This is a genomic window from Nocardia sp. NPDC005825, from assembly GCF_040630175.1.
Classification (GTDB): Bacteria; Actinomycetota; Actinomycetes; order Mycobacteriales; family Mycobacteriaceae; genus Nocardia.
Genome location: NZ_JBEXXC010000012.1, coordinates 1 through 24807 on the forward strand (window position 1 = coordinate 1; position 24807 = coordinate 24807).

Annotated in this window: 26 protein-coding genes and 2 pseudogenes; 23 read left to right on the top strand and 5 right to left on the bottom strand. The window is 64.8% G+C overall.

Annotated features, from left to right (window positions below):
* Nucleotides 1–167 precede the first annotated feature (167 nt).
* The 6 genes from ABZ382_RS27795 (at nt 168) to ABZ382_RS27820 (ending at nt 5714) form a co-directional block, all read left to right on the top strand.
* The gene (locus tag ABZ382_RS27795; RefSeq protein ID WP_357094683.1) at nt 168–653 is read left to right on the top strand and encodes an SUKH-3 domain-containing protein; all 486 of its coding nucleotides are present in this window, start codon (nt 168–170) and stop codon (nt 651–653) included.
* 69 nt (nt 654–722) lie between these two features.
* On the top strand, nt 723–1052 hold the full coding sequence (locus ABZ382_RS27800; RefSeq protein WP_357094685.1) for a WXG100 family type VII secretion target: 330 nt from the start codon (nt 723–725) through the stop codon (nt 1050–1052).
* A complete protein-coding gene (locus ABZ382_RS27805; protein ID WP_357094687.1) occupies nt 1052–1339 on the top strand; it encodes a WXG100 family type VII secretion target in 288 nt (95 codons plus the stop codon). Before ABZ382_RS27800 ends, ABZ382_RS27805 begins: the two co-directional genes overlap by 1 nt.
* On the top strand, nt 1336–2817 hold the full coding sequence (locus tag ABZ382_RS27810; protein WP_357094690.1) for a hypothetical protein: 1482 nt from the start codon (nt 1336–1338) through the stop codon (nt 2815–2817). The genes ABZ382_RS27805 and ABZ382_RS27810 overlap by 4 nt, the downstream gene beginning before the upstream one ends.
* 16 nt (nt 2818–2833) lie before the next feature.
* Complete coding sequence (locus ABZ382_RS27815; protein WP_357094693.1) at nt 2834–3481, top strand: hypothetical protein; 648 nt, start codon at nt 2834–2836, stop codon at nt 3479–3481.
* Between the two features lie 343 nt (nt 3482–3824).
* Nucleotides 3825–5714, top strand: coding sequence for a DUF2075 domain-containing protein (locus ABZ382_RS27820; RefSeq protein WP_357094696.1), 1890 nt, complete (start codon nt 3825–3827; stop codon nt 5712–5714).
* A gap of 11 nt (nt 5715–5725) precedes the next feature.
* On the opposite strand, the gene ABZ382_RS27825 is transcribed toward ABZ382_RS27820, so the two are convergent.
* Nucleotides 5726–6085: a nucleotide pyrophosphohydrolase gene (locus ABZ382_RS27825; RefSeq protein WP_357094699.1), complete on the bottom strand. Its 360-nt coding sequence runs from the start codon at nt 6083–6085 to the stop codon at nt 5726–5728.
* 353 nt (nt 6086–6438) lie between these two features.
* Nucleotides 6439–8367: a UvrD-helicase domain-containing protein gene (locus tag ABZ382_RS27830; protein ID WP_357094700.1), complete on the bottom strand. Its 1929-nt coding sequence runs from the start codon at nt 8365–8367 to the stop codon at nt 6439–6441.
* A 301-nt stretch (nt 8368–8668) separates the two neighbouring features.
* On the opposite strand from ABZ382_RS27830, the gene ABZ382_RS27835 reads away from it, so the two are divergent.
* The 7 genes from ABZ382_RS27835 to ABZ382_RS27865 all read left to right on the top strand — a co-directional run bounded on the left by ABZ382_RS27835 (nt 8669) and on the right by ABZ382_RS27865 (nt 13824).
* Nucleotides 8669–9016, top strand: a complete 348-nt coding sequence (locus tag ABZ382_RS27835; RefSeq protein WP_357094703.1) for a hypothetical protein — start codon at nt 8669–8671, stop codon at nt 9014–9016.
* A 137-nt stretch (nt 9017–9153) separates the two neighbouring features.
* Nucleotides 9154–10254 (top strand): AAA family ATPase, encoded by a 1101-nt coding sequence (locus tag ABZ382_RS27840; protein ID WP_357094706.1) that lies wholly within the window; start codon nt 9154–9156, stop codon nt 10252–10254.
* Nucleotides 10255–10356: 102 nt separating this feature from the next.
* On the top strand, nt 10357–10914 hold the full coding sequence (locus ABZ382_RS27845; RefSeq protein ID WP_357094709.1) for a DUF4276 family protein: 558 nt from the start codon (nt 10357–10359) through the stop codon (nt 10912–10914).
* 481 nt (nt 10915–11395) lie between these two features.
* Nucleotides 11396–11743 carry a YbaB/EbfC family nucleoid-associated protein gene (locus ABZ382_RS27850; RefSeq protein WP_357094711.1) on the top strand — a complete coding sequence of 116 codons (348 nt, stop codon included), beginning with the start codon at nt 11396–11398 and terminating at the stop codon, nt 11741–11743.
* A 13-nt stretch (nt 11744–11756) separates the two neighbouring features.
* Nucleotides 11757–12074, top strand: coding sequence for a type VII secretion target (locus tag ABZ382_RS27855; protein WP_357094714.1), 318 nt, complete (start codon nt 11757–11759; stop codon nt 12072–12074).
* The gene (locus ABZ382_RS27860; RefSeq protein WP_357094717.1) at nt 12071–13291 is read left to right on the top strand and encodes a hypothetical protein; all 1221 of its coding nucleotides are present in this window, start codon (nt 12071–12073) and stop codon (nt 13289–13291) included. The genes ABZ382_RS27855 and ABZ382_RS27860 overlap by 4 nt, the downstream gene beginning before the upstream one ends.
* Nucleotides 13292–13296: 5 nt before the next feature.
* Nucleotides 13297–13824: a hypothetical protein gene (locus ABZ382_RS27865; protein WP_357094720.1), complete on the top strand. Its 528-nt coding sequence runs from the start codon at nt 13297–13299 to the stop codon at nt 13822–13824.
* A 267-nt stretch (nt 13825–14091) separates the two neighbouring features.
* Here ABZ382_RS27865 and ABZ382_RS27870 read toward each other — a convergent pair whose 3' ends face one another.
* A complete protein-coding gene (locus ABZ382_RS27870) occupies nt 14092–14988 on the bottom strand; it encodes a cupin domain-containing protein (protein WP_357094723.1) in 897 nt (298 codons plus the stop codon).
* A 170-nt stretch (nt 14989–15158) separates the two neighbouring features.
* Between ABZ382_RS27870 and ABZ382_RS27875 the strand changes: the two genes are divergently transcribed.
* From ABZ382_RS27875 to ABZ382_RS27885, 3 genes are read left to right on the top strand one after another with little or no spacing between them, the layout of a single operon-like run.
* Entirely contained in the window at nt 15159–15608 is a 450-nt protein-coding gene (locus tag ABZ382_RS27875; RefSeq protein ID WP_357094726.1) for a hypothetical protein, read from the top strand.
* On the top strand, nt 15605–16633 hold the full coding sequence (locus ABZ382_RS27880) for a hypothetical protein (protein ID WP_357094729.1): 1029 nt from the start codon (nt 15605–15607) through the stop codon (nt 16631–16633). The genes ABZ382_RS27875 and ABZ382_RS27880 overlap by 4 nt, the downstream gene beginning before the upstream one ends.
* Nucleotides 16633–17316: a hypothetical protein gene (locus ABZ382_RS27885; RefSeq protein ID WP_357094732.1), complete on the top strand. Its 684-nt coding sequence runs from the start codon at nt 16633–16635 to the stop codon at nt 17314–17316. The genes ABZ382_RS27880 and ABZ382_RS27885 overlap by 1 nt, the downstream gene beginning before the upstream one ends.
* Nucleotides 17317–17366: 50 nt before the next feature.
* Here the strand turns inward: ABZ382_RS27885 and ABZ382_RS27890 are convergent.
* Nucleotides 17367–18143: pseudogene (locus ABZ382_RS27890) on the bottom strand (Fic family protein); the annotation flags it as partial.
* Nucleotides 18144–18155: 12 nt separating this feature from the next.
* Between ABZ382_RS27890 and ABZ382_RS27895 the strand changes: the two are divergent.
* A pseudogene (locus ABZ382_RS27895) lies at nt 18156–18293 on the top strand (transposase); the annotation flags it as partial.
* Between the two features lie 296 nt (nt 18294–18589).
* A complete protein-coding gene (locus ABZ382_RS27900; RefSeq protein WP_357094734.1) occupies nt 18590–18970 on the top strand; it encodes a hypothetical protein in 381 nt (126 codons plus the stop codon).
* A gap of 122 nt (nt 18971–19092) precedes the next feature.
* Here ABZ382_RS27900 and ABZ382_RS27905 read toward each other — a convergent pair whose 3' ends face one another.
* Nucleotides 19093–19686: a YbhB/YbcL family Raf kinase inhibitor-like protein gene (locus ABZ382_RS27905; RefSeq protein WP_357094737.1), complete on the bottom strand. Its 594-nt coding sequence runs from the start codon at nt 19684–19686 to the stop codon at nt 19093–19095.
* 209 nt (nt 19687–19895) lie between these two features.
* Here ABZ382_RS27905 and ABZ382_RS27910 point away from each other — a divergent pair, with 209 nt between their 5' ends.
* From ABZ382_RS27910 to gcvT, 5 genes are all read left to right on the top strand, one after another.
* A complete protein-coding gene (locus ABZ382_RS27910; RefSeq protein WP_357094740.1) occupies nt 19896–21026 on the top strand; it encodes a CapA family protein in 1131 nt (376 codons plus the stop codon).
* 174 nt (nt 21027–21200) lie between these two features.
* The gene (locus ABZ382_RS27915) at nt 21201–21824 is read left to right on the top strand and encodes a hypothetical protein (protein ID WP_357094743.1); all 624 of its coding nucleotides are present in this window, start codon (nt 21201–21203) and stop codon (nt 21822–21824) included.
* A 245-nt stretch (nt 21825–22069) separates the two neighbouring features.
* Complete coding sequence (locus tag ABZ382_RS27920; RefSeq protein WP_357094745.1) at nt 22070–22609, top strand: hypothetical protein; 540 nt, start codon at nt 22070–22072, stop codon at nt 22607–22609.
* Nucleotides 22610–22611: 2 nt separating this feature from the next.
* A complete protein-coding gene (locus ABZ382_RS27925) occupies nt 22612–23685 on the top strand; it encodes an exonuclease domain-containing protein (protein ID WP_357094747.1) in 1074 nt (357 codons plus the stop codon).
* Between the two features lie 9 nt (nt 23686–23694).
* The gene (gene gcvT / locus ABZ382_RS27930) at nt 23695–24795 is read left to right on the top strand and encodes a glycine cleavage system aminomethyltransferase GcvT (RefSeq protein ID WP_357094749.1); all 1101 of its coding nucleotides are present in this window, start codon (nt 23695–23697) and stop codon (nt 24793–24795) included.
* Nucleotides 24796–24807: the final 12 nt, after the last annotated feature.

The window sequence follows — 24807 nt, forward strand, 5'->3', positions numbered from 1 at the left end:
TGGTACTGCACTCGACAGGGTGTGGGAGAGTAGGACACCGCCGGAACATCATTCGCGAAGGCCCCCAGCATCTGCTGGGGGCCTTTGGCGTATCTCGATCAAATCGATACGTGCCCAAGAACTTCCAGCGCCGAATATCCACTATGCGCTACTTTTGGCCGAATCCAGTGACGTCCCGAGCCCTCACCGCAGCGGGCTGGACCCCTTCCCGTCGTATCGACATCACCGACTGGACCGACCAGCTGGAAGCCGAGGGCTTCCATGTCCCCCGCCACGCTGCGAACATCCTTCAAAGTTTCGGCAGACTGACGCTTCAACCCCCGGAGCTCCCCGGAGCCCTCTGGTCCGCGACCCCGCTGTTCTTCGACCCGGTCGACGTAGCCAACGGCATGTACGACCGCTACGCCGATTTCGAACGCGCCCTGGGCCACCGCATGACCCCCCTGGCCGCCAACACCGCCGGCACCACCTTCCTCCTGATGCTCGACGACGGCCGCATCGTCTCCGACGGCGTCCTCTCCCTCGACCTCGTAGCCCCGACTTTCCCGCAGGCCCTCGAGGTCATCATCCGCCGCCACATCACTCCCACCTCGATCCTCTCCTACCACCGCCCGCGCCCCCGCTTCACTTCCGAGTGGATGCACGCGGGCTAGCCACACCCCGAGTGCGCGAAGTTCGAATCTCACCCTCCGCCAAGCCCTTCCGTCACTACCTTCGTGCGGATGGTGGGGATACTGAAGATCGACGCGGCCGCGATGCGAGCGGCCGCGGATTGGCTGGACCGCGCGGCCCAGGACCTCGTGGACGACCTGACCGCACACATGCGGCTGGTCCGCTCATTCCTGGGCGGCGACTGGCAAGGTGACGCCGCGGCCTCACACGAGACCCCGTGGACCGATTGGGAATCCGGCGCCCACCGGATTCTCACCTCCTTCGCCACCGACGCTTCCCTCCTCCGCCGGGTAGCCGCGGAACACACCCACACCGACCACTACCGAGCGGAGGCGGTCACCCAAGCTGGCTCGGGTCTTGACCTGCCCGAGGTGGTCTAGTGGCGGACTATCGGGTCGACCTGGGTGGTCTGCAACAACTGATCGACGGCACAGCCAAACTGGAATCCTCGATCGAGGCCCGAATAGCCGCGATCGAAAAGTGCGTCGCCGACCTCCACATGGACTGGTCCGGCGAAGCCGCCACGGCCCACCGCGCCGCCCATGACGACCGGGTAGCCGCAGCCGCCCTCCTGCGCGAGGCCCTGCGCGCCCTCCGTGAGAAACTCTCCGCCGCCCACACGGCCTACGGAACGGTGGGATCCACCAACGCGTCCATGTGGCCATGAGCCCACCTCCCACGGTCCCGCTGATCGTCTGCCGCTCAGGCGAATACAGCTCCGCCGGAGAGGTTTTCGGGACCCTCAACTCCGACGCGATCGAAACCCACTCCGGCCTGCTCACCGTCCTCCGCGCGAACGTCGGCATGGCCGGCAGCGACACCATCGGCCAAGAATGGTCCGCCGCCTACGACCAAGCCGCGAACTCGGCCCTGCAAGCCTCCGCCCAACTGGCCGCCGCCGCGGCACAAGTCCGAGACCTGATCGTGGTCGGTGCCTACAACCACCAGGCAGGGGAGTCCGCGGCCGACCACAACGAGGTGGAACCCCCTCCACCACCCGCCCTGACCCCGCAGTCCTGTCTCCCCGACGAGGCTCCTTCCGCGGCCGGCGACGGCATCCCCGAACCCTTCGGCTGGTCGATCATCAAGGACGCCGTCGGCGCGATGTGGCCCAACGGCCACCAGTCCGAACTCCTTGCCGCCCAGTCCGCCTGGTCCACCACGGCCACGAACTTCCACACCCTGGCCGACACGATCCCGAAGGCCATCGACCTCCTCGCCAACCAGCAGTCCGAGGAAATCCCGGCAGCCATCGAGGCCGCCCGCTCCCGCCAATCAGACCTGACCGACCTCGCCGCTATCAGCACCGAGATCGGCACCGCCTGTGGCGACTACGCCCACCACCTCGACGAGGCCCACCACCAAATCCTCGAAGAACTGAAAGACCTGGGCCTCGAAACCGCCGCGGTAGAAGTCGGCTTGGCGTTGTTGGCTCCAGTCACCGCGGGCCTGTCCGAATACATCGGCAATACCGCCTGGGCCGCCCGCGTAGCCGTCAAAGCAGCCCGCATTGCGTCGATCATCGCCGGCTTGGCCACCAAGGCAAGGGAATCCGCGCGTGTCGTCGGCATCCTGGCCGACCGAGTCCGAGCCCTCGCGGCCAAGGTCGCGAAGTGGGTCCAGGAGGCCGCAGCGAGACTGGCAGTCTTCGGCCGCCGAACAGGTTCCGTCCCTAAACTCAAAACCACCCCGATGAACCCCCTCTACAAAGGCGAAAGCCTCCCCGGAAACCCAATCTGGCCAGGCCAATCCGTCCGTTACCTCACCCCCGAGGAACGCCACGACTTCCAACTCTTCATCCGAGACGGCAAGCTCTACGACGCCCGAGGCACCCTCTTCGACACCACCACCTCGACCACAGCATTCCACGACGGAAGAGCCATCTTCGTCATGGACGAGAACGGCGCCCTCTACGCCTCGAAGTACCACGCCCCCGGCGAATTCCACCACTCCAGCTTCTTGTCCGGCGCCCCCGTAGCCGGTGCAGGCGAAATCGAGGTGGTGAACGGCGAACTCCGCCTCCTCACCGACGCCAGCGGCCACTACCGCCCCGCCCAAAAGTTCTCGACTCAGGTGATCGACCAACTCCGCACCGAAGGCCTCCGCATCGACCCCGCCGCCATTTCCCTGCGAGCCTCCAAGTAGCCCGAGAGGACCCACCATGACCGAACCCTGGCGAGCCACCGTCACCGCAGTCCTCTACCGCACCCAATTCGCCCAGTCCCTGGACGTCCCTGAAGCCCACCACACCGCCGAATGGCTGGTGCGAAACACCCTGTGGGACCTCACCATCGAAGACCACTACCGCGACCTGACCCAAGCCCTCGACTCCGGCGCCGCCCTCGACACCGTCGTCCAATCCCCGTTCTCGGAAGCCGACAAACGAACCTTCCTCACCAACGTGATCACGGCCCTGGACACCATGCGCCCCTGGCCCGCCCGCCCATACCGAGAAATCCCCATCGACCGCTGGCAAGAGTTCGTCCACCTCCCCCCGATAGCAAGAATCGACCTCCCCTGGCCCGACCTCCAGCCCCTTCTTCAAAGGCCCTTCAAAAAGCCACCCGGCTACACCCGCGAACTTCTCCTCCTCCGCCTGAACTCAGGCACCGAAATCGCCTTCATCCACCCCGGCTGGCCAAGCCACCCTGGCACCGCTCTCGTAGCCCGTAACCCGACCCCCAAACCCGAATCCGTCGTCCAAGAGCTCCTGTCGGTCACCCCTCTCGACCCCGCCAAGGTGACCCTCCTGCCCTCGACCCCGCCCTCACCTTCTACGAACCAACCCCCCTCCACCCAGAGTTCATAGGCGAACACCTCCCGGCAACACCCGTTGGCCCGACACCCCACGTCAACTACTGACCCCCACCGACCGCGCCCCTAGCAACTGACCGTCACCAACGCCCTTCTCTGCACCAGCGACTGCACCCCCCTTCGTACATACCGCTTGCTGGCATTTCTGGGCATCGAGGAGCGTGCGTGTAGGGACGCGGCGAGCTGCCGTCGCCATGACCACGCCATTGACCGTGGATGCCGGGATATGTCGGGGCCCTCCGATACTGTGATCGTCGCGGCCCGCCGGGCACCGAAGTCACCTTCGTCGCTGCCCCCACCCGCACGCCGATTTCGCGTGCCCGAGTGGGGAATACAAGGTGACACTGGTCCGGGGGAGCGCCCGTAAACTGCTCAGCGATGCGCAGACCGATCAACTCGTGGAGCAGCTGGTCGAGCAGGCCGGCCACCAGTGGGGCCAGAAGGTCGCGGCGGGCGAGGTGAGGTCATGGCTGCGCAGCCTGCCGCAATTGCTCTCCGACCTGGTCGACGGCGGGCTCGGTGATGTCGAGGTGCTGCTCGAGCACCGACTGCCCCACAGTCCCAAGCGGGTCGACGTGGTGTTGTGCGGCGTGCATCCGCGGACCGGTGCGGCCAGCTATGTGCTCGTCGAGCTGAAGCAGTGGTCCAAAGCCGAACTCATTGCCGCGGACCTGGTTTCGGTGGCGGCGTACGCGAACCCGGTTCTGCATCCGGCCGAGCAGGTACGTGCCTACTGCCAGTACCTGGTCGACGCCACGCCCGCGCTCGCCGATCGGCCGGGCAGCGTCCACGGCATCGCCTATCTGCACAACGCGCGTGCCTCGGACATTCCCTCACTGCTGAAGTATCCGGTCAATGACTACGGGCAGATGTTCACCATGGACGATCGGGGAGCCCTGGTCGATCGCCTACGCGGGTTGCTGTCCGTCGATGCGGGCCGTGACCACGCGCGTGCAGCCGCTGACGACTTCCTCGGGTTCCACCACGCGCCCAGCAAGGCGCTGCTCACCCTCGCGGCCAAGGAGATCCAGGAACGCGAGCAATTCGTGCTGCTCGACGAGCAGCGGGTCGCCTACGAGATCGTGGTGCAGGCCGTCGGCAAAGCGCGCGCCGCGCGCACCCAGACCGTCGTCGTAGTGTTGGGTGGGCCCGGATCGGGCAAGAGCGTTATCGCGCTGAGCCTGCTCGGTGAACTCGCCCGCAAGGGACGCACCGTGCATCACGCGACCGGGTCCAAGGCGTTCACGCAGACCATGCGAAAGGTGGCCGGCCTCCGCGACAAGCGGGTGCAGGACCTGTTCAAGTACTTCAACAACTACGTCGGGGCGGGGCCGCGCGATCTGGATGTGATCATCTGCGATGAGGCGCACAGGATTCGCGAGACCAGCGTGAATCGGTGGACGTCGGCGGAGCGACGAGCGCAGGCCCGGCGTCAGATCGACGAGCTCATCGACGTCGCGTGGGTGCCGGTCTTCCTGCTCGACGAGAACCAGATCGTGCGGCCCGGCGAGATGGGCTCGCTCGCCGAGATCTCCGCCGCCGCGACGGCCGCCGGCTGCGATCTCGAGGTGGTGCGGCTCGACGGCCAATTCCGGTGTGGCGGATCGGAAGTCTTCGATACCTGGGTGGCGCGGCTGCTGGGGCTTGATCAACAGCCTCCGGTCGCCTGGAGTGCGCTGACCGCCGGGAGCGACGACGAATTCCGGGTCACGAGCGCGGACTCACCCTCGGCGTTGGAAGCCTGGTTGATGACCCAACGAGACCGCGAGCAGGGGACGGCGCGCATCGCGGCCGGATATTGCTGGCGCTGGAGCGATCCGGTGGATACGCCTACCGGGCGGCGACTTGTCGACGATGTGGAGATCGGCGATTGGAAGCGGCCATGGAACGCGAAGGACGGCAAACGAGTACCCGACGCGCCGATCTCGGACTTCTGGGCCTCCGATGACCGGGGCTTCGGTCAGGTCGGCTGTGTGTACACCGCGCAGGGGTTCGAATATGACTGGGCGGGAGTCGTCTTCGGACCCGACTTCGTGCGTCGTGGCGATCGATGGGAAGCACGTCAGCAGTTCTCCCACGACCCCGCGGTGAAGCGGGCCACGGCGCTGCATTTCATGGGGCTGATCCGCAATACCTACAAGGTCCTGCTGACGCGTGGCATGCAGGGCGTCTGCGTCCACTCCACCGATCCCGAGACCCAAGAGTTCTTGGAGCGAATGGCCAAGTGAAGCGGGCTGGTTCAGGGCTGGTGAAGTTCGGTGTACTTCACCGCCCGGCCCTTCACCACAGCCGCCGGGTAACGCTCCTCGTTTCTGCGCACATTCGCTTCGACCGCGGCGTCGAGGTCGACTCCGAGCACATCCGCCAGGCGCAACAGATAAATGAAAACATCCGCGATCTCCTCCTCCACCCGCGCGCGCTGGCCGGGGTCCTGACAGATGTCCGAGCTCTCCTGTTCGGTCAGCCATTGGAACAACTCCGAGAGCTCACCGACTTCCCCGGTCAACGCCATCACCAGGTTCTTGGGCGTATGGAATCGCTCCCATTCGCGGCGGGCGGCGAAATCGGCGACCAGCAGCTGGAGGCGTTGGATGGTCATGTCTTGTGTGTAGCAGGATCCCGTCCGCTGGGGCGAACGGGGCTACGTGAACCTTTCCCGCCGAGTTCGCTGACCTCGATCGGCCGCTCGGCCCGGCGGGAGAGCTGGCCTGGCGCTTCAGCTTGCTCGGTATGTCGATATCTGTTGCGACACGCCGCAATTCGGAAGACTCCGTGACAAAGGGGCGGGCGCGAGCTACATCTCGCAGCCACCGCTTGGTGTTGTCGAAGGTGTGGCCACCGACGATCAGGACGGCGGTCTCCTAGTCGTTTGCCATGCGAACAAGCGCTGGGCGCGCTCCGGGTCAGAGTCGCCGATGGGTGAGCGTGTTTCGGCTCATCCAGACCGGTTCACTACCGGATTCTGCACTCCCACACGTAATCCCGTGCACGGCTGCGGGCCACCATGATCTGGCGTGCCGCTAGTTCCGTGTCGTCGGGCAGGGCCGATTCGCGGACGATGTGCATGACGGCCGCGAAGTCCATGCCCTTGGAGCGGTGGACCGTCCCGACCTTGATGTGGGTGTCGTCAGTGGCATCGTAGTGTTCCAGCGAGATTGTTCGAAGGTCATTGCGGTCCAGTAGTTTACGGATGCGGCTTGCGTCGTTGCGGGTGGTGGCGATAACCGCGATGTCGCCCGGTGCGAAACCGCAGTCGCGGATTCGGGCCAGCAGGCGCTGTTCCGCGGCGTCGAGGGAGGAGACGGTCTCCGCGCTGGCCGATCCGCCCGGCAGCACCGTTTTGCTGTCGCGCAGGACGAATCCCGGCTCGCCGTCCAGGTCGTCAACGGTATTGAGTGCGTTCACCTCCCGAGCGAAGTTCAGCACCGCCTCGCGGTTGCGGTAGTTGATCTTGAGTTTGGCGCCACGGCCGACGATCGGAATGCCCGCGTCGCGTAGTCGCCATCCGCCCGGATACACCTGCTGCTGGCCGTCACCGACCAGCAGCAGCGGGGAGTCGGCGCTGCCGCCGGCGATCTGATGCGCGAGGCGCACCTCGACGTAGGTGAAGTCCTGTACTTCGTCGACCACGACCAGACCGTAGGGGTCATCGAGTGGGGCGACCCGCAACTCGTCCGTGGCGCGGGTGATGAGATCGTGGAAGTCGCTGTGGCCGCGTTCGGCAAGCGTTTCCTGGTAGGGCTTGAACAACTCGTTCCACACGATTTCTCGGCGCGGACCGTCCAGCTTGACGCCGTAGCGCTGCGCGCGGTCGACACGCTTGTAGGTCTGAAGGTCGGTGATGCCGCGGCCCTTGATGATCCGGTGGATCTCGTCCTTCCAATAGACGGGGCTCGGATGCAGGGGGGCCAGATGGTCTCGCGCCGGGCCGCGCCAGGCTCGACTGAACGCGTCCTCGATCAACCCTTCCTCCGGCTCGATGACGATGCCGCGTCCACGAAGAAATCCCTTCGCCCAGGCGTGCAGGCCGACGAACTGCGCGCGATCCCCCGCGTGGGGCGCGAGCTGCCGAAACCCCGACTCGTGATAGGTGGGCAAGGTCTTCACGAAGCTGGTGAACAGCATTCGGCCGGGATGATTCTTCGCGAACCGGGCCATGCGGTGGACGGCGACGATCGACTTCCCGGTTCCGGCGGGCCCACTGAACCGAGCCGGACCGCGAAAATTCTTGTGCACGAGCTCCAGCTGGTCCGGGTCCAGGAAGGTCATCCAGTCCTTGAACGGTCGTTGCAGCATCCGGGTGCGCTCGTCGCCGCGCAACTCCGCAGGCTCGAAAAGCCCGTCCTCGCCGGCCTTGCCGGGGGCCGGCGCGTCATCACTCGAGATCAGCTGGAATCGGCCGTCCCTGCCCGCCACGCTGAAAGCGATATCGCGAGCACGCTGACGCGTCAGTTGTGCTGCGCCACCGAAGAGATGACGTGGCAGCGTAGCGGGATCGAGTAGGCAGGGTTCGCCAGCTGACGACTGCCGGGCCGCCCGCTCGGTGAGGAACAGCAGCTCGATCATATGCGGCACATACCGATTCCGGTCCGCGGTGAGGTTCGCGAACACCTCCTCCGCGCGCGACTGGAGCTGCCGCAGGCTCGACCCCTCGGGAACGGCATCCGTGAAGACGAAGGCGAACGCGCCGGTCGGCCCAACGGCGAACGCCCCGACCCTGCCCGAGGGCGGAAACGGATCGGCCTCATCGATCAGCACATGCCAGCCGCTCCGCATGAGAGGCACCGAAAGCAGCAGGCGATGCGGTCCAGACAACGCCGGAAACGCGGCCAGTTGATCATTGATCCAGTACTGACGCTTCTCGAATCGCATGTCGGACATAGGTACCCCAGCTTCCGCATCGCTCGCCCGAACCGCCCCCGAGCGAATCCTCAGTATGGCTGCGGCCCCGCAGAGAAACCACTGTTCCCGTGGGGAGTGGCACGATCGGTCGGTGCGGAACTGGTGGTCCATAGACCGAAATAGTCTGTGTTACAGAATTATTGGGCGATGCGCTACCAGGACGACGGGCAAAGGGTGGAGTGGACCGCGTCCTCAACGGAAGGATCAAGGTCTGGAAACTGTTGCGTCACTGGTGGATACAGTCATATGCCTTTGTTTTCATCTGGCATGATGCTCGATCATGACTCGAACTACCGCCCTGACGATCAATGGCGCGTCGGTCCCGCTGGCCGATGATCAGATCTTCCTGGCGACCCGTGACCGTCAGCCGGAACGGATCCAGACCTACGCGGTCATGGTCAACGACACGCTCTGGCCGCCGATTCAGCTCATTACTCTCGCGACCGGGATTGCAAGTACTACGGGATCGGTGAACAACTACAACTCACATGCGGCTCTGAAGGCACTCAACGAGCTGGGCTTCGCCACTTTCGAGCGGGTCGAGTACACGGGCAGCGGGAACGTTGTCGTTCGGGAGAGCCGGAAGCGGGCTGGGCAGGCGGGGCTCGGGGTCTCAGCGGCGGGCTGACGGCCGACGAGACCCGGTTCTCGGAGTCAGCTCCGCGTGCGCCTGCGGACGTGGTCGATGCCCATCCGGGTCCTCAGTGCGGTCCCTCGGCGGGCCGTCGGCCATTGTTGTCGATGGCGGACCGTGGAGTTTAGGCCATGACCGAACGCCAGCTCGATGCGATCAAGGTGGAGGGGTTCACCTCGATTCGCTCGGCGACGATTCCGCTCGGTCGGCTCAATGTGCTGGTCGGGGCCAATGGCGCCGGGAAGAGCAACCTGGTCCACGCGTTCGAGATGCTGGGGCGGATCGTCGATGGTGAACTCGGGCTGTTCGTCGGTATGAACGGCGGGGCATCGGCGTTATCGCGCAGGCAGAGGGACACCGAGGGGATCAGGCCAGAGGTGCGCTCTGACCCCAATCGCTATGTGGCGGAATTGATTCCGGCGGCCAATGATGAACTCATCTTCGGGCAGGAATGGGTCTCGTATCAGGCCGATGGCTACGACCGGCCCTACGACAAGTCGCTCGGTCGAGGGCAGCGCGAATCACGGTTGCCGGAGTCGCAGGAATCCAATCGCATCGCTGCGCACGTCTCGCGGGTCCTCGAAGGCTGCCGGGTCTTCCACTTCCACGACACCAGTGCCACCGCACCGGTCAAACAGTTCGTCGACGTCGGCGACAACCTCGCGCTGCGCCGCGATGCCGGCAATCTGGCGGCGGTGTTGCTCGATCTCCAGGACAGCCATCCCGCCTCATATCGCCGGATCGTCGGCGGCATCTGTCAGGTCGCACCGTTCTTCCGGGATTTCGTGTTGCAGCCGGAGTCCGGTGGTCGGATTCGCCTGCGGTGGCGAGAGACCGATTCCGACGCCGTGTTCTCCGCCAACCAGATGTCGGACGGCACTCTCCGCTTCGTCTGCCTGACAACCTTGCTGCTGCACCCGCGCCTGCCGATGCTTGTGGTGCTCGACGAGCCGGAGCTGGGTCTGCACCCGTATGCCATTGTCGCGCTGGCCGGATTGCTGCGGCAGGCCTCGGTCCACAGTCAGGTCCTGATCGCCACCCAATCGGTCACCCTGATGAACCAGATGTCGCTCGAGGATCTCATCATCGTGGAGCGGCGTGGCGGCGAATCCGTGTTCACCCGTCCGGATCCGGAGGAGCTTGGGGACTGGCTACAGGACTATTCCCTCGGCGAGCTGTGGGAGAAGAACCTGATCGGCGGCCGGCCGACCGGCACGGGACGTGATGGCTGAACCACGTGGGCGACTGCACATCCTGGTCGAAGGCCAAACCGAGGAAACCGTCGTGCGGGACGTGCTGGCTCCCGATCTGGACGCCGCGGGCTGTGGGTCAGCATGTCCATCGTCAAGACCAAACGGCCCGCAGTGGGACCAGCCTTTTCGGGCGGGGTGAGTAGTTGGGCGAAACTCGCGGGTGAGATTCGGAAGCTGTTGAACAGCAGTGATCTTCGAGTCCTGACGACCATGTTGGACTACTACGGGTTGCTGGCCGACACACCCGGCATGGCGACCCGACCGGACGGCTCGCCCCACGAGCGTGTCGCCCACGTCGAGCGCTGCCTAGTCGATCATTTCGGTGATGAGCGGTTCCTACCCCACCTGATCCTGCATGAACTCGAGACAGGGGTGCTCGCCGCCGCAGACCAGCTCGCCGAACTGTACGGCGATCAGCGTCTGGCCGAGAAGCTGCGCCGCGGCATCGAGCTGGCAGGTGGCCCGGAATTGGTGAACGACGGTCCGGCGACGGCACCGTCGAAAAGACTGCTGAGTCACCTTCCTGGATACGTCAAGACCCTGGACGGCCCGCTGGCCATCGGGGAGCTGGGGGTCGCCCAGTTGCGTGGCGCATGTCCCCACGCTGATGCGTGGTTCGCGAGGCTGCTCGATCGGTGAAAAGGCGGTTTTCGGCCCGGAGACTTCCCGAACTCCAGCACCCATTCGACGGCAGACAGGCGGCCACGCCTGTATCTGCTCGGATTTCGTGTCCAGTGGCGCTGTGCCAGTATCGCGGGAAGTCTCGGAGGGGTTGCATGGATTGGCAAGGTCGGGTCGAGATCCAGCAGCTGCGGACTGTCCACGGCGGCGTCGAGCTCCGACGCGAACCTGCGTCGAGTTGGTCGAATTACCGCACCTCGCAATCACAACCTGTTAAGTACAGAGTGCTGTTAGGCAGTGCCATTCTGGTCCGCTCCTGCCCTTGCTGGATTTTCAACCATGTACCCGGATCGGCACTATTCGACTGATGCCCGTTTTCAACGGCCCTCCGTTGCCGCGGTAGCCGGCCGTCCGATCGTTTGCGGTAGCGTGCGTGCGGCCAGTAGCGTTGGCGAGAGGGACGATTCGGATAGCTGGTAGTTCAACCTGGAGGGGGAGGATGAACGAGGACGAGCGGCTCGCGGACCGTGCGGCATTGATCGATGCCGCGGTCGGTAAGGTGCGGGGACTCGCCCAGTCCAACGGTGGCTTGGTGGTCCTGGAAGTCGACGCTTACAAGATGATCACCGATCTTCGAATCGCGCCGCACGCCATGAGCAGCGACCCCGCACGGCTGGCGACGGTTATCGCAACCCTGCACCGGCAGGCGTGTGAGCATGCCGCGAACGCGGCTGAGCAGGCGTACCGCGAAGCAGTCGCGGGACCTGCGGTCTCGGCACCGGCGGCATCACCCGAGTGGGAGGATCCGGGTGAACTCGGTCCCACCCCCATTACCTTCTCGATGTGAAGGCTGAGCTGTCATGGTGGAAGCCGATCTGGCGCGCATGCGGCAGCTCGCGACAGATGTCCGACAACGCGCTGACACGATCGCGGGGAAGGCTCCGGTCGCGCAGGACAGTCGTGAGTCCGCTCGTGGTCTGAAGCAAGGTGTGACCGGTATGGAGGGCTCGCAGATCGCCATCTCCGTCGAGGAAACACTCAAGACCCTGGATACGGTGTTGAAGTATCACGTCGGTCGGTTGCGGGCTATCGCCGATCTGACGGACGCGGCAGCCAACACGTTCGAGGGTGTGGACAACACCAATGCGCGTGATATCGACAAGGCCCGACCGCGATGACGGACAAGACGGCTTTGACCGTGCCGATGGTGCTCGGCTGGAATTTGAAGCATTTGCGCGATGTTGTCGACACCTTGACGAAGGTTGGACCGGGAATCGAGGCCGAAGCGGTGTCGGCGGCGGGCCTCATCGCCAAGTCCGACGGATACTTCGTTGGTGCGGGCGGCGAAGCGGCGCGCGCTCGTGGGGCCACGGATAAGACCGACACCCTCGCGACCGTGGATGTCTATGCGGCACTTGCGAACAGGATTACCCCGATCTGCAATACCTTCCAGGTGGAGATCGCGAAGATCCAAGTGGCGGTCGCCAAGACCGCGGCCTCGAAATGGGACCTCTTCTACAAGGACGACGGTGAGGTGCTCTCCCGGAAGTCCAATTGGGAAACGGCGAAGAGCAACTGGTGGCACCCGGAGGGCGCCATCGCGGCGAAAGAGCTGGAACGGCGCATTCTGACCCAGATGTTCCGGGAGGCGCTGGACAACATCATGGTGGAGGACGCCAAGATCGCGGCCATCTCGGGAGTGTTGGAAAATCTCACGGAGTCGGTGAAACTCGGGATGGCGAATATCCCGACCGATCCGGAGCTGGCGCGCATCCTGCTCGAGAATCAGGTGAACCCGGATGAGATGGTGGTCTGGCCGAGTGGCACCGTTCTGGACATCATCCGGTCTGTCAACCCCGACTTCGTGCCCCAGGCGATGACGAAATCCGAGAGGGAAGCTCTGTCGAATTTGCTTGCGACGCACGGTGCTAAGGCGCTGATCGACTTCTACGACATCAAGTCGGAAGCGAACGATGCCGCGAAACAGAGCAAGTTCGGTGAAAGTCTCGGCCAGGGACAGACGCTCAACGACGGTCAGGGCGACGCGTTTCGTCATACCTACTGGAACGCTCTGCTCACCAGCCGGTTCGGCGAAGACTTCGCTAAGGAGTACACGACGGCGCACGAGCGAGTCGGAGGCCAGCAGGGTCCACGCGAAGCGATGGACTTGTACAACAACAGCATTGGCAGGCAGATCGGGGCGGACAACCCCCACGCATCGCCTGAGGAGTTGAGAGCCAAGGTGTCGCAGGCCATCGACGATGGGAAGCTGATCATCATCGGGCGATCGAACCCAGACGCCAGCCCGCAGATCACGTGGAGCAATCAGATCCCCGACCCGAAGATGCAGGGCCTGCCGACAGACGCGTACGTACCGCTGCCGGGGAAGAAGTGAGGACGATGCGCAAGATCCGATTCATATCGTGTGTCGCCGTGGTGGCAGCGATCCTCAGCGGCTGTTCTCTCACCGGAACTCATGCGGAGAGCAAGCCGACCTGCGATGGATTCGATCTGGCCCACAACGGCGAGGCCCTGGGGTCGGGTACGCGTCTGCGAAATGAGTTGGAGAATATCGCGACTCGCCCTGGGCCCGTTCGGTTCATCGACATCACTCGCGCCGCCGGATGGTCCGACGACTGGACCCGGATGGTCAATGTCCAGGCCGGCACCAAGGACGCCGAATTGAATTCGATCGCGCATACCACCGAGAGCTGCTGGAAAGGCCTGCCACCGGTGCCCGACGATGATCGGGCAGCGGTGAGCTACTTTCTCTTCATCAGGGATGAATCCGGAGCGAAGTCGCGGCCGGTGCAGGCTGTGCAGCAGTCTGCCGGATCCATCGGAAAGGTCTACTTCCATAACGACGAACCACTGACTGCCGAATCCGTGTTGATCGCGGGTGGCAAAGCGCTGGTCGCGCAACCGTAATCCTGGGGCCGACAAGGGGTGTGCCGGGCTCGCACACATGGTGACGCGCGAACCCGGCGACCATGTTCCGGTGGTGCTTGGGTCTTGGTGGCGAAGGGATCATCGGGGCGCGCATCCGTCCGGCGCAGCGGGCTCGTGGCATCGAGGCCGGATTGGCGTGCCGGTGTCGAACACGCGCACTTGATTTGGCCACGGCGCGACGCAATTTCGCGCGACTTGATCTCTTCGGGACCATGTGTGGTGGAGCCTTAGTTCAGTCGTTCTCGCTTACCGGCCTGTCACCCGTTCTTCGATCGCCGCCACCACGTCCGCGGGGTCGAGTTGTGTGAGCCGTTGTGCGACGAAGGTCAGGATGTCGCTGACTTTGGCGGCGCGTGCATCCGCGTTTCCGGAGAGTTCCGCTCGCTGCATCTCAGCGGGTAATACCTCGTCAATTGCGGTGTCCACTACGTCGCGGCCGCGCGGCTCGCGGATGTGAATGGAAAGGTGCAAAGAGCTCGATGTCGGCTGCGCGCGTGCGTGATGGGGTGCGTACGGGGGAAGGTACAGGCCGTCGCCGGGGCGGAGGGTCACTACCTGCTCCTGGCCGCACTCTGCCGGATCTACGGGGCCGTTCCTGCGCGATCGGGGGTCGGACGGAAGGTCGAAGACGGACCACCGCTTCTCGCCGTCGAGCTGTGCCACGAATACGTGCGCGTCGTCGCGATGGGTGAGTAGGCCTTGGCAGCCTGCCGGGCTGTAAAAGGCTGTTGCCTTCACCTCGGCGACCAGTAATTCGGTCAATGTTTTGCAGAGGTCACGGCAGGGTGGGTGCCACTCGTGCATATTGCACAGCATCAGTGTTCCACCCTGCGTGAAGACGTCACGAGTCTTGTCGGAATCGATGAATCCGTTGACCGATTGCCCTGCAACTGATCTCGGTGACGCCACGAGGCGAATGGGCACCTGCATGCCGTCCAGGAAGACCTTGAAGAACGGATGTTGAAGAAGGCTGCAGTCCACCCATGTCTCGACCTCGTCGACCGTGAGAGCACGTCGAAACTCTTCGGACACTGTGAATTGCGACGGCGCATTCCCCCACGACAGCGCTGCCGCCTGATCAGACCTAGCGAACAGTTGGCCAACGGGTGAACCTGTCGCCTCGAGGAGACGTAAATCCGTCACGGCACTCTCCCTTCATTGAAAACAGAGGGTAATCGGAGGTGCCGATGTCACCGCGTTCCTACCACGCGCGTCGATATATTTCGCGGCGCGCCTCGCGTTGAATACGGCGCGGGCGCGCATAGAATCGGGCAGTTTCGATGCCGTTTCCGTGCCGATTCTCGGGAGGATTCGTGGCCAAATCTCATGGTAAGCAACCGGAAATCCGTGAAAATCCTCTGGTCGCCGAACTGCTCGCCCGTGGCGTCGAGAACGCGAGGGTGCTGGAAGGATTCATCGGGCCTTCGAATGACGAGCGGTACGTTACGCTGTATCAGGATCTGCGCCGTCTCGGCGACTCGGTCGACATCTTGCGTGACGATATTCTCCACGCCATGGAGGTGCCGCGGTCCACCTTGGGCGCGAGTGTTCTGTGGATCAAGGACGATGCACAGATTTCCGTTCGCCGGACCGAGGCCGATACCGCACCCACCTCGGGACCCGGCAGCATGCACGAGGTGATGAAGGGCCGGCTTCGCATGCAGATGCGGACGAAACACGCGGCGGACTGCATGTCCGTGTGCATGGATTGCCTCTCGTGGTGTAGCTGCAGCATCTGCACGTCGCAGTGCAAGCCGCAATGAAGCTCGACGACGTCCGCACAGAGTTCGCGGCGATCGAGTTTCCCTTTGTCGGCGAGCAATCTCAGCCGGATCGGAATGCCGTGCTCGCGGCCCGTTCGACGATCCAGTCGGCAGTCGTAGACAACGAATTCCTCGCGGACTGCATTGCGCTGGAACTGAATTTGATCAGGGCGACCGAGTTCCCTCGCGGACTCACGCCATTCCTCACGATCCCCGATCTGGGCATCAGGTTCGAGTTCGGTTATTGGCCGCCGGGCGGTACACCTGGACCGCACGAACACACCACCTGGACCATCACGGCGGTATGCCATAACGAGCTCGAGGTTCACACTTTCGACCGCGCCGAATCGTACCGACGGCGCGAACTCGTACCGAAGAACCACTTCTCCGCAGAGGCCGGCAGGGTCGGCTACATCTACGAGCCGAGCATCCATGCTCCCATCAATACCTCCGCCGACTGGTCGGTTTCACTTCATGTCAGCAGCTCGAGGGTCAGTGAACCGACGGAGAATTGCGCCGAACTCGTGGCCGGACTCACGTCCCCCCGGCGGCGTCGCATGCCTCCATCGACGCATCCGTATGCCAGGGTGGTCGCAACGCGAGCACGAACCCAGCGGGTGCACGTGCTCGCCCGCGCGCTCGCCGGGATGAATGTCGCCGGCGTGCAGAGGCTTCTCGATGAATGCGCCGCACTCGGGTCTCACTCGACGCGGAAGCTCGCGGCGCGGACTCGTGGTCGCACAACGGCATTGGACGAACCCGGCGCGTATGTCCTGCGTCGTACTCACCCCGATTTGATGCTGAGCCGTCGGATCGTCGGCGACATGGTGGCATTGATGACCGAGACGACCGCGGGACCGGTCGAAGATCTCGCCATGGACATCGTGGCGGCTGACGCGATCGCCTACGCGGCCAAAGAACCGGTGTTCGACGCACGGGATCTTCCAGGCCGCATCACCGACGGGGAACGCATCCTGATCGCGGAGGCTCTCGAAGATTCCGGACTGTTCACAAGGGAGGCTTGATGACAATCGCGGATGCACTGCGGCAAGAAGCGAGCCCGCGCATGGCCGATGCGCTCGGCTACGAGGCGCCTTACCTCATCGAGAAGCTGATCAAGAACTGTGTTGTCGAGACCGCGGCGGAGGGCGAAGAGCTGTTCCGCGAGGTGAAGAGATATCTGCTGCTCTGCAATCTGGATCAGGACCGCGTCTGGAGCATGTACTCGCTGCGGGTCGACGAAACCTGGCACCAGTTCATCCTGTTCACCCGCCAGTACACCGAGTTCTGCCAGCGCTTTTTCGGGCGCTACGTCCCACACAGCCCGAGTAACGCCCCGGAGGTCGAATTCCCCCGGCCGACCGAGAAGACTTCGTTCGCGCAGTTCGCCACTCGGTATCAGGAGCTCTTCGCCGAACCGCTTCCCGACGTTTGGTTCGACGAGAACTCCGTGACCCTGGACCGGCGTCTGTTCAGCCGCTGGTCCGGACCGCTGACCGTGCGCGCCGCCGATGACATGGTTGAGCTGCTGGACTCGGGCGGCGAGTCGTTGTTCGCCGTCAGCGATTTGGCGCGGGATGCGCTCGAATTCATCGCGCGCACAGGCGCTTTCTACGTCCGCGAATTGCCGGGTGGCCTGCACGACGAAGAAAAGGTCGCACTCGCCTCGGCCCTCGTGGAGTGCAAGGTTCTGCGCGCAGCGTCGTAATCATCGCCCCCGACCACAGCGGTCGGGGGCGTGGAAACAGGAAAGGCAGTTCACAGGTTTCCGATCGTCCGGTGCCCGATGGCCGCGGTCAGTGCGTCCAGTTCGGCCAGGACATCGGTTGCGGCCCAGATGCGATTTCGCTTGCTCTCCGAGAGCAGCTCCAGGATGCCGGCGTCGGTCAGTCTGGCCAGCGCTCGGTAAGTGCTGGCTTCGGTGGTGCCGGTGATTCGTTGTGCGGTGTCAGCGTTGAAGATCGGGGTATCGAGCAGACCGGTCAGCAGGGTCTCGTCCGCAGAGTTCGCGCGGGGGCGGGCGAGGTCTCGCCAGCGCTGTGGCAGGTCGGAAAGGGCCATGGCGGAATCCTGCGCGGCCTCGCTGGCGTAGATGGCGCCGAACGCCAAGTACTCGACGAAGCCATCGACATTGCCGTCGCGAAAACGGTTGAGGTGCATGAAGTATCGGCCGGTATCGGCGAGCATCACCGATGCCAGAGGGACTGTCACGCGGCGGGTGAGTCCGCGGCGGCGCAGGATGGCGCTGATCAGAGCCCGCCCGATGCGGCCGTTGCCGTCGGTGAACGGGTGGATGGATTCGAACTGGGCATGTGCGATCGCGGCTGCGCGAGGATCGGCAGGTCATCCCTGTTGGCGAAGGCCAGCAGATCGGTGATCAGATCGGCGACCAGGTCGGGCGGGGGTGGGACGTGCATCGCGTTGATCGGCGTGTAATCGCCCCGCGACAGCCTGGCCGAAGGCTCGCCAGCCCGCATCGATGTGCTCGATCTTGGAGGACGCCACGGACTCGCTGCGCAGCAGGAAGTCGGCGAGCGCCGGACGGGGATGATAGTTGCGCGAAGGTGGCGGCGGTCCTTGATCGTGGAAGGGATGCTGTACCGGTTGCGGACCAGCCTGCCGTGGCGGGCCCTGCCCGAGCACTTCGGGCCCTGGCAGACGGTGTGGAAACGCCACCGCCGCTATGTCGCCGACCGTCATCCTCGGCAGTGCCGGGAGGGGCGACGGACGGGACTTGTGAGACGAACTCTCGTCGCGAAGAGCGGGCGCTCGAGCACAGGCTGCGACAGCTGGGTGCTGGTCGATGTACAGGCTCGCTTTCCCTGGTCAGTTCCTCATAGCGGCGCGTATGAAAATGACGAAGGGGCTTTCGAACAGACGTGGTTCGGAGCAAGCGGCGTCACAGGAGAAAGCGGGCCGATCGTCCCTTCTCTCGGCATTTGGGTCTTGCTGCTGAGACCTTCGAAGGTGATCGTGGATTGATGGCAAAAGTTTCGAATCTGACCGCACCGGAACGACGCCGGCTGGCCCAGAACACGCTGGACTCGCTGACGGACCGGGCGGGGCATACGTTGACGCAGGTACGGTGCGGTTGTGGTCACCGTGTGGCGGCGGTGTTCGATACACCGGCCGGCGCGGTGTATCAGTCGGCGACCGGGCCGCACGCGCATGGGTCGCGTGATTTCGTCGATGCTGCGCACAACCCCCACGGGCATGGCACCCGGTTCACGGACCTGCTTGCCGGTGATGGGTATGTCGATGACACGTTGCCCGCTTCCTGCGAGTGCGGGCCGCACACACTGTCGCGGTTCCGGCTCCAGGAAGCTGTCGCGAACCATGAGCACAAGATTCGGCTGCCCTGATCGGCCATCACAACGCCTGGTCGTCCAGCAAAACGGCGGCCGTCCACAGCGCTCCTCCCCGCGGCCCTCCATTCCGAGCTTGGAACCGGCGGTCGCTTCGGTATGACATCCGCTTGTCCCGCTCAGTTCGGGCTCAGGGCGGAGTTGAGCGTGTAGGTGCCGACGAGGTCGGCTTGCCCCAGGACGTGGCCGGTCATCGCTTGGCGTAGCTGTTTCCCGGTCACCGCCTGTCGCAGCGGCAGCCGTTCGACATCCAGGGCGCTGACGGTGAACACGTAGTGATGGATGCGCTGGTCGTTCCAGGGCGGGCAGGGGCCGTCGTAGCCGTAATGATCGTTTCCCGCACTGCTGAAGTCGTTGAGGCCGTACCGCGCGTCATGGGGCGCAGCCGGGCCGTGTGTGGACTGGAGGCTGCCTGCGGCGATCTGCCGCACGTCGGGTGGGATATCGAACAGTACCAAATGGTAGAAGTCGTTGCGCGGCAATTCCTCCGGCACCGTTCGCCCCTCGATGTTCACGTTCGAGCGGGTGCGGGGTACGTCGGGGTCGCAGCACACTACCGCGAAGGATCGTGTTCCCGGCGGCACCTCATCCCACGCCAGATGCGGGTTGCGATTGGCGCCTGCCCGGACATGGTGCCCGGTATCCGGTACGCCGTAGGCGAACGTGCCCGGAATGCGCGTATCAGCGTCGAATGAATCACTTCGGACCTTCATAACGATGCCTTCCGCTCATGCGGCCCGATAAGCCGCTGCTATTCAGGCGAATCGATTCGTGCGATACATAGATTCTGCGCTTTCGCCCCGACCCTGCCCAGAAGCGAAGGTCATCGGAGCGGTATCCCCGCCGCTAGAATGGCCATTACACCCCGTCGTCACAGACAGGCAGACCGCTCTCGGGCAGGTCTTGTTCTGGGGGCGAATCGATGACGCAGACGAGTAATCCATCGCAACAGAGTCCGGTCACCGTGGTGCTCGGCGGTGATGTGATGCTCGGTCGTGGCGTCGACCAGATCCTGCCGCATCCAGGTGATCCGCAGTTGCATGAATTCTGGGTCGAGGACGCCCGCCGGTACGTCGAGTTGGCCGAGAAGGCGAACGGGCCGATACCGCACCCGGTCGGTTTCGACTGGCCGTGGGGTGACGTCGGGCCGCTGCTCGACGAACTGGCGCCCGAGGTCCGGCTGATAAACCTCGAAACCACGATCACCCGCGACGGCGTATTCGCGCCCGCCAAGGGCATCCACTATCGGATGAACCCCGCCAATATCGCGACGCTGAAAGCGTTTCGGCCCGATGCGTGCGCGTTGGCCAACAATCACATCCTCGATTTCGGAAACCGCGGTCTGCTCGACACGCTTGACGCGCTCGACGCGGTGGGCATCCGCGCAGCCGGGGCGGGAACGAGCATCGACGCGGCTTGCAGCCCGGTGGTGGTGGAGCCGGCCTCCGGGCGGCGGGTGGTCATCGTGTCGGTCGCCAGCACCAGCAGCGGCGTCCCGCCGACGTGGGAAGCTCAGCACGATCGGCCGGGAGTGTGGCTGTTCGGTGATCCGGCGGGCCGTGTCGCCGACGATGTCGCGGCGCAGGTGGTCGCGCACAAGCATCCCGGCGATATTCTGATCGTGTCCGTGCATTGGGGCCCGAACTGGGGCTACGGGATCGGGCGAAGCGAAATCCAGTTCGCGCACCGGCTCATCGACGCCGGCGTCGATATCGTGCACGGGCATTCATCGCATCATCCTCGCCCTGTCGAGATCTACCATGGCCGACCGATTTTCTACGGTTGCGGTGATGTCATAGACGACTACGAGGGCATCTCCGGATATGGGTCCTACCGTCCCGAACTGCGGCTGCTCTGCCTGGTTTCGGTCGAGCCCGGCGGGCAGCCGACCGGAATCCGGATGTTGCCCATGCGGATTCGCCGCATACGGCTCGAACATGCATCCCGGGCCGATGCCGATTGGCTGGGTAAAACGCTCACTCGCATCAGCCGCCGGTTCCACACCCATATCGACCGTGGACCCGATGACCTGCTCGAGATCCGGTGGGGCTGATCCGCTGAGTTCGCCCGTAGACGTGCGATTTCTCGCCGGCGACTCGGCAGTCGTTCAGCTGTTCAACTCCCGCGGAATAGCCACCCGCTATTGCCGTGGCGATCGGGATAGAGCACTGTGAAAGACGTCGGTGGCGCTACCGGGCGCTGCCTTTGTGCAGAAAGGAGGTGGATCGTGTACGCACGGTCTACCACGCTTCAGGCGCAACTCTCCGCTCTGGAATCCGGGATCGCGCATGTGCGGGACGAGGTCATGCCGGGGATTGGGGAGATTCCCGGGTGTGTCGGGCTTTCGTTGCTGGTTGATCGGCATACGGGCCGGTGCATTGTGACGAGTTCGTGGGAAACCGAGGAGGCGATGAGGGCGAGCGCTGCGCCGGTGATGGCGATTCGCGATCGGGCGGCGGAGATATTCGGGGGGAGTCCGATGGTCGAGGAATGGGAGATCGCGGCCATGCATCGGGCGCATATGACGCCGGAGGGTGCGTGTGCGCGGGTCACCTGGGTGAAGACCGATCCCAGCAGGATCGACACTGCGATCGACGTGTATCGGGAGCACACGTTGCCCGGGATGGAGCAGCAGCTCGATGGATTTTGCAGTGCGAGCCTGATGGTGAACAGGTCATCGGGTCGTGCCGTCTCGTGCAGTGTGTACGACAGTGCCGAGGCGATGGAACGCAATCGGATGGCGTCGGCCGCGTTGCGGGTGGATGCTGCTCGGCAGGCGCGCGTCGAGGCTGTCGACGTTCGCGAATTCGAGCTGGCATTGGCGCATTTGCGGGTTCCCGAACTGGTGTAACCACGGGCTGGCGGAACGGCTTATCGGGGCACGGCCGCAGGGTGCGGCTGTGCCTCGGTCGGCTGGTGGCGAATTGGGCATTGATGCTTCGGTGATCGGGGTGGCCGCGGGGCAAGTTGCGTAGTGGAACACCGGTCGGTCGGAATTGTTTGGCTCCGTTGATGATTCGCGTGGGGTTCGCGAAAATCTGTCGGCGGGATGCTCTAACGTAGCGCGGTACCTGTTCGCCACGACCGTGGAGCGTTATGGCTGCCCCCTCCGACCTTCATTCCCTCGCGGTGCTCGGCGCGGCCGGGGAACGGATGGTCATCTGGCATGTGAATGTGGGCGCGGCGGTGGGGGAGTCGCGGCTATCGGGCGCTTGGGTACTGGATCGGTCGTGTACGGCGGAGATCGAGAGCCTCACGAGCGGGTATCCCGTCGCGATGGCGAAGGGCAGCGCCGCGGACGCCGCAAACGTGCGGATTGTCGATGTCGACGCGACCGTCGAAACCGTGCGTGCGGCAGTCGAATCCGCGGATGCGCGGTTCACCGAGCATCAGGACGCGGGGGGAAAGCTGACCCGGCCGCAGTGGCCGGTGATCGCGGCGGCCGGTGGCGTGCCGTTGACGCGGTATCAGGTCGATGTGGTGGACGACCACATCCGGCCGGTGCTCACTCTCGCGCGCGAGGTCGCGGAATTGGCCGATGCCTGGGCGGCATTCGAGTCGCTGCGGTTGGCTCGGCCGTTCCTGGTCGAGCTCGGCGGGCCCGAGGCGCGGTCGCTGCCGCTCGCGGTGCGGTGAGCATGGCGGGACTTTCGTTCGCCGCTATCGATGTCGAGACCGCCAACTCCGCACGGGGCAGTATCTGCGCGGTGGGAGTCACCGTCGTGCGCGACGGTCGCCGGGCCGAGGACGCGTCGTGGCTGTGCCGGCCGCCCGCGGGGCTCGACTTCTTCAACTGGCACAACATTCGCGTGCACGGGATCTCGGCGGCGATGGTCGCCGACAAACCGGAGTTCGCGCACCGGTGGCCCGAAGTGGTGAGCCTCATCGGCGACCTGCCCGTCATCGCCCACAATGCGGGGTTCGACAGCGGCGCTATCCGGGAAGCCTGCGCCCATAGTGGTATTCACCCGCCCGCCTGGACCTACAGCTGCAGCCTCGCCCTGGCCCGCCGCCACCTCGCTCTCGACAGTTATCGGCTGCCGCACGTCGCCGATGCGCTCGGCATCGACTTCACCAACCACCACGATGCGGCTGCCGATGCCGCCGCGGCCGCCGACATCGTGATCGCCCTGGCCAACCGGGCGGGCACCGACTCCCTCGCGGCCCTCGAACGCATGATCGTCGACCGGCCGCTGCGGACCGAACGGACACCTCGGCCACTGCGGACCGAGCCCGTCGCCGCCGACCGCGCGCCTCGCCGATCCTGGTTCGCCCGTGAGGAATTGGTGCTGCCGACAGTCACCGGCACCGACCCGACCCACCCGCTGTACGGCGAGACCATCGTCTTCACCGGTGATCTCGCGGCCATGACCCGCCAGCAGGCGTGGGACGCCATCGCCGCGTGCGGGGCGACTCCCGCTCGCAACGTCACCAGGCGTACGACCGGGCTCGTGATCGGTGACGGCTTCCTCGGAGCCGACGTGGCCGCTTTCACGACGAGCAAAGCGCGGCGGGTCGCCGAACTGCGGATACGCGGGCAGCGGATCGAGGTGATGGACGAGGCGGCGTTCGTCGCGAGCCTCGGCGCACGGTCCGGCCCGGCAGCGGCGGCAATCTCCGAATCCCCGGCGGCGTCCGAGCCGTTGACCGGTGGTGAACCGGCGTTGCAGGCGGTCGGTTCCGATGTCACCCGGCTATCGGCAGACGGATAAACTGCCACGGTGACCGACGAGAAACTGCTGCAGGGACCCATTCACGCCGTCCATGTCGAGCTGGGCGCCACCTTCGCTCCGTTCGGGGGGTGGGAGATGCCGGTTTCGTACGCGGGGACGGTCGGTGAGCACACCGCCGTGCGGACCACGGTCGGACTGTTCGATGTCAGTCATCTGGGCAAGGCGACGGTCAAGGGCGCGGGGGCGGCGGCCTTCGTGAACTCGGCGCTGACCAATGACCTGAACCGGATTCGGCCCGGCAAGGCGCAGTACACGCTGTGCTGCACGCCCGAGGGTGGCGTGATCGACGACCTCATCGCCTACTACGTGAGCGATGACGAGATCTTCCTGGTGCCCAATGCCGCCAACACCGCTGCCGTGGTGGCCGAGATGCAGAAGGTCGCGCCCGAGGGGATCACCATCACCGACGAGCACCGCGGGTACGCCGTGTTCGCGGTGCAGGGGCCGCGGTCGGCGGAGGTGCTGGCCAAGCTGGGGCTGCCCACCGACATGGAGTACATGGCCTACGAGGACGCCGAGTGGGACGGTCGCCCGATTCGGGTGTGCCGCACCGGGTACACCGGTGAGCACGGCTACGAGCTGCTGCCCAAGTGGGACGACGCCGAGGCCGTGTTCCGGGCGCTGACCAGCGAGGTGCAGGCGGCCGGTGGCCAGCCCGCCGGACTGGGCGCGCGTGACACGCTGCGCACCGAGATGGGTTACCCGCTGCACGGACATGAACTGTCCGTGGACATTTCGCCGCTGCAGGCGCGCACCGGCTGGGCGGTCGGCTGGAAGAAGCCGGAATTCTGGGGCAAGGAAGCCCTTGATGCCGAGAAGGCCGCCGGGCCGCGCCGAACCCTGCTGGGGCTCAGGGCGATCGACAAGGGCGTGCTGCGCCAGGGCCAGGCCGTGATGCGCGGTGACGAGAAGGTCGGCGAAACCACCTCCGGCACCTTCTCGCCCACCCTCAAGGTCGGCATCGCGCTCGCGCTGCTCGACACCGCCGCGGGCCTCGAGCCCGGCGACCAGGTCGAGGTCGACGTGCGCGGCCGTCGCCTGCGCTGCGAGGTCATCCGCCCCCCGTTCGTCGAAACCCGCACCGCCTGAGCAGGTTCACGA

Bases quoted from the DNA above. Each gene is read 5' to 3' on its own strand.
- ABZ382_RS27900 (WP_357094734.1), top strand. From the start codon at position 18,590: ATGGCAAAAGTTTCGAATCTGACCGCACCGGAACGACGCCGGCTGGCC.
- ABZ382_RS27830 (WP_357094700.1), bottom strand. From the start codon at position 8,367: ATGTCCGACATGCGATTCGAGAAGCGTCAGTACTGGATCAATGATCAA.
- ABZ382_RS27860 (WP_357094717.1), top strand. From the start codon at position 12,071: ATGACGGACAAGACGGCTTTGACCGTGCCGATGGTGCTCGGCTGGAAT.
- ABZ382_RS27925 (WP_357094747.1), top strand. From the start codon at position 22,612: ATGGCGGGACTTTCGTTCGCCGCTATCGATGTCGAGACCGCCAACTCC.
- ABZ382_RS27920 (WP_357094745.1), top strand. From the start codon at position 22,070: ATGGCTGCCCCCTCCGACCTTCATTCCCTCGCGGTGCTCGGCGCGGCC.
- ABZ382_RS27865 (WP_357094720.1), top strand. From the start codon at position 13,297: ATGCGCAAGATCCGATTCATATCGTGTGTCGCCGTGGTGGCAGCGATC.
- ABZ382_RS27835 (WP_357094703.1), top strand. From the start codon at position 8,669: ATGACTCGAACTACCGCCCTGACGATCAATGGCGCGTCGGTCCCGCTG.
- ABZ382_RS27815 (WP_357094693.1), top strand. From the start codon at position 2,834: ATGACCGAACCCTGGCGAGCCACCGTCACCGCAGTCCTCTACCGCACC.
- ABZ382_RS27825 (WP_357094699.1), bottom strand. From the start codon at position 6,085: ATGACCATCCAACGCCTCCAGCTGCTGGTCGCCGATTTCGCCGCCCGC.
- ABZ382_RS27840 (WP_357094706.1), top strand. From the start codon at position 9,154: ATGACCGAACGCCAGCTCGATGCGATCAAGGTGGAGGGGTTCACCTCG.
- ABZ382_RS27850 (WP_357094711.1), top strand. From the start codon at position 11,396: ATGAACGAGGACGAGCGGCTCGCGGACCGTGCGGCATTGATCGATGCC.
- ABZ382_RS27845 (WP_357094709.1), top strand. From the start codon at position 10,357: ATGTCCATCGTCAAGACCAAACGGCCCGCAGTGGGACCAGCCTTTTCG.
- ABZ382_RS27855 (WP_357094714.1), top strand. From the start codon at position 11,757: ATGGTGGAAGCCGATCTGGCGCGCATGCGGCAGCTCGCGACAGATGTC.
- ABZ382_RS27810 (WP_357094690.1), top strand. From the start codon at position 1,336: ATGAGCCCACCTCCCACGGTCCCGCTGATCGTCTGCCGCTCAGGCGAA.
- ABZ382_RS27885 (WP_357094732.1), top strand. From the start codon at position 16,633: ATGACAATCGCGGATGCACTGCGGCAAGAAGCGAGCCCGCGCATGGCC.
- ABZ382_RS27880 (WP_357094729.1), top strand. From the start codon at position 15,605: ATGAAGCTCGACGACGTCCGCACAGAGTTCGCGGCGATCGAGTTTCCC.
- ABZ382_RS27800 (WP_357094685.1), top strand. From the start codon at position 723: ATGGTGGGGATACTGAAGATCGACGCGGCCGCGATGCGAGCGGCCGCG.
- ABZ382_RS27910 (WP_357094740.1), top strand. From the start codon at position 19,896: ATGACGCAGACGAGTAATCCATCGCAACAGAGTCCGGTCACCGTGGTG.
- ABZ382_RS27905 (WP_357094737.1), bottom strand. From the start codon at position 19,686: ATGAAGGTCCGAAGTGATTCATTCGACGCTGATACGCGCATTCCGGGC.